At 56.0% G+C, this 2,912-nt stretch carries 4 protein-coding genes; 2 read left to right on the top strand and 2 right to left on the bottom strand.

The genetic code is table 11. From position 1 onward, the window contains the following. On the bottom strand, positions 1-718 hold a 718-nt coding region (locus H5U02_14900; protein ID MBC7343708.1), incomplete at its 3' end, for a glycosyltransferase family 39 protein. A gap of 495 nt (positions 719-1,213) precedes the next feature. Between H5U02_14900 and H5U02_14905 the strand changes: the two genes are divergently transcribed. Both H5U02_14905 and H5U02_14910 read left to right on the top strand, forming a co-directional pair. Continuing rightward, positions 1,214-1,453 carry a hypothetical protein gene (locus H5U02_14905; protein MBC7343709.1) on the top strand — a complete coding sequence of 80 codons (240 nt, stop codon included), beginning with the start codon at positions 1,214-1,216 and terminating at the stop codon, positions 1,451-1,453. Further along, a complete protein-coding gene (locus H5U02_14910; GenBank protein ID MBC7343710.1) occupies positions 1,453-1,683 on the top strand; it encodes a DUF2283 domain-containing protein in 231 nt (76 codons plus the stop codon). Before H5U02_14905 ends, H5U02_14910 begins: the two co-directional genes overlap by 1 nt. 219 nt (positions 1,684-1,902) lie before the next feature. On the opposite strand, the gene H5U02_14915 is transcribed toward H5U02_14910, so the two are convergent. After that, positions 1,903-2,874 (bottom strand): PQQ-like beta-propeller repeat protein, encoded by a 972-nt coding sequence (locus H5U02_14915; GenBank protein ID MBC7343711.1) that lies wholly within the window; start codon positions 2,872-2,874, stop codon positions 1,903-1,905. Positions 2,875-2,912 lie beyond the last annotated feature (38 nt).

A 2,912-nucleotide genomic window follows, 5' to 3' on the forward strand; every position in this document is an offset into this window, starting at 1 on the left:
GGAGCGGAGGATGGGTGGGGGTAAGGCTAAAAAGATAGGCGTTGGTATCGCTCTGGTAAAACTTACGGAACTTGACTCCCAGGAGCTGGATAAACTTGGCTTGCCGGAAGCTGCGGCGAAAGATCCAGTAAAAGACAAATGCGCCCAAGGGGAGAGCAAGGCTAGTAGCTCGAACCAAAGAAGCGGCTCCCAGGAGCAGCCCGGAGACGGCCGGATAAAGCCAACCTTGCCGCTCAGGGCGCTTGACCACTAGTAGATAGGTGGATGCCAAAAGCAGAAAAGTAAAGAGGATCTCTGAGCATAGGACGCTCGTCCACTCGATTTGGCTAGGCATAAGCGCCAGGGCCAAGCCCGCGAATAGCCCGGTCCAGAAGCCCGCCAATCGGTTGCCGATTAGATAGGTTAGTCCTGCCGTTAGCGATCCCATGATTACGTTTGCGGCCTTGGCCACGTAGTAATGGGGACCAAAGAGCTTGTAAAGTCCGGCCAAAAACAGCGGGTAGCCGATGGGCCAGTAAGCGGTGGGCTTGCCGTTAACGCTGTAGCCCTGCCCGTGGATGAGGCCCAGGGCGCGCTCATGGTACCAGCCGAAATCGGAAATGGGATATGTATGTACGTTTAGCACCCACGCTAGCCTGAGGATGAAGGCCAAGAGCACCACGCCGGCTAGCCCCCACCAGACAAGGGCCTTACTGTTATACACCTTTTTCCCTTTCATTGTTGCCTTCTAGTTCTCCCTTCTTTGCTTTCCAAGCACCTCGCGGCAAGCGCCGCTTAGGCAGAAGGTGTGTTGATACCGGTAGTAGGCGGCTACCAGATGTGGAAACTCATGGCAAATCCAACTTTCTCATCATTCGTGACTTGTGTTCGTATTCCTGCTTGCGAAGCTGCCGATCCTGCCAAAGCCCCCTACTATGAAGCTGCCCGCCCCGGCACCAGTCACTCTATGCGCCGGGAGCTCTTCTTGGCAAAGCTAGGAAGAGTCCGGTGCCGGGCACCTGGGAACGAATGGAAGAAGACATGGTGAGTTTTCTCTATCAGCGCTCGCGTGACAATATTGTAGTCCCGTGACACCGTAGTGGTCGGGTGTGCTACGCGCAGTACGTGTAGTATAATAAGCATGTGATAATACGCAGTCTAACGGGCATCTGCACTGTGGCCAAAACAAGCTTTGAAAGCCCCTCACAGGTGTATTCAGGGGAATGGGTATAGAATGAAGATAACTCGCTATTTTGAGGAGCAAGTATTGCGTAAGCGCCTATCTATTCGTCGTGAATGGTGTCAACGAGCAGTCAGGCACCCTGAACACCGAGAAACACAGGCTGATGGCCGAGTCCGTTACTGGATCTTTGTAACTGAATTGCAAAAATACCTGCGGGTTGTCACTTTAGAAGATGGGGAGACGGTACATAACGCGTTTCCTGATCGTGGGTTCAGAGGGGGAAAGCCATAGTGAAGTTTCACTACTACCCTGAAACCGACTCACTTTACATTGATCTTTCCGAGAAACCTAGCGTGGACTCTACCGAGGTTGCCCCTGGGGTGGTGTTGGATTTTGACGCCGAAGGCCGGCTGGTAGGCATTGATGTTGATCGAGCCAGCCAAATCGTTGACCTATCTCGTATCGAGGCCAGCGAGTTGCCTGTCACTAGCTTTTCTCTACGCAAGGTTGACCACAGGTAGCCTCCGGTGCCGGGCACCTGGGAACGAATGGAAACGGGCTCTAGCTGTCTGTAGTGGAGCCGGACCTTTAGGTAGCGGGAGAAGTCTGAAGCTGGGAACGTCCCTAAGGGTTACCGGTGAACAAGGCGCTGGTGGTAACCTCAGTCCGCTCAAGCGCTCGTAGGAAGTCATAGGCTATTGGCTTGGCTCCGGTTCTGGTGGGCTCGGCCAAGCACGGGGCTACGGGTTGGCTAGGGCAAATAGCCCGCTTGAGGTCACCGCATAGAGGAGCTTGGGCCCGGGCTCAAGGTAAAGGGTGGGGGTGGGGAAAAACCATTGCGGCTTGCCGGTTCGGGGGTGATAGGCGCCTACCCCGCGGTAGTCGCGAATGATAACCAGCCCCTGGTACTCGGTAATCCCTCGCTGGTCAAACTTGTAGCCGTACCAGTAGCTTCCTTTTCGCTGCCCCTCGCTTTCTAGCCTCCAGAGCAGCTCGCCGGTGGCGGGGTCGTAGGCGGAGACCATATCGGTGGTGGCTACAAGCAGCACCCCAGAGGCAGCGGCTAGGGAGTAGTAGTTACTCCCTGACTTCTTAACGGTTATAGAGCCTTTAGGCTTTCCACCTTGATCGACTATACTTACCTCGTTGCTGGTGGCTGGGTCAGGAGCTAGGGCTAGGCCGGAATCGAAAACCTGCCACTCCAACTGTTGGCACTCGGCCGGGAGCGGGTAGGTCCAGAGCAGCTCGCCGGCGGAAGTATAGGCCCGGATCTGCCGGCCGCCGGACCAAGCATCGGCGGCATAGACTGTCTTGCCATCGGGAGAGACCAGTATCCCCGAAAACTTGCCCTGCGGGAAACGAACCCATTTTGACCTTCCGGTCTCGGGGTCGAGCGAGTAGAGAGCTTCCGGCTGTACGCCGATAAGGCTCTGGCCGCATGTTGCCAGTTGCCATGGGTTCATTCGGGTCGAATAGGGGCGTATCTCCAGCAGATTCCCTTCCCTGGGAGGCGCCTGGGCGGGAGGCCGAAAAGACCAGATCAGTTTTCCATCCCAGCCCATCAGGTCTACCCCATCTGAGCGCAGGACGTAGAATCCCCTCTCGCCGGCCGTTGCCATTGCCACCACCTGCAGGCGTTCGGGCAAATCGATGGGGCGCAAAGATCGGGACTGGAGGTCGACCAATATGGTTGTTAGTGAATCCTTTGGCAACAAAATGTGCCCGCCGCCCACCAATGGTCTTTGCCATT

The sequence above is a fragment of the Clostridia bacterium genome, from assembly GCA_014360065.1.
Lineage (GTDB): Bacteria > Bacillota > DSM-521 > Neomoorellales > JACIYF01 > JACIYF01.

Bases quoted from the DNA above. Each gene is read 5' to 3' on its own strand.
- H5U02_14905 (MBC7343709.1), top strand. From the start codon at position 1,214: ATGAAGATAACTCGCTATTTTGAGGAGCAAGTATTGCGTAAGCGCCTA.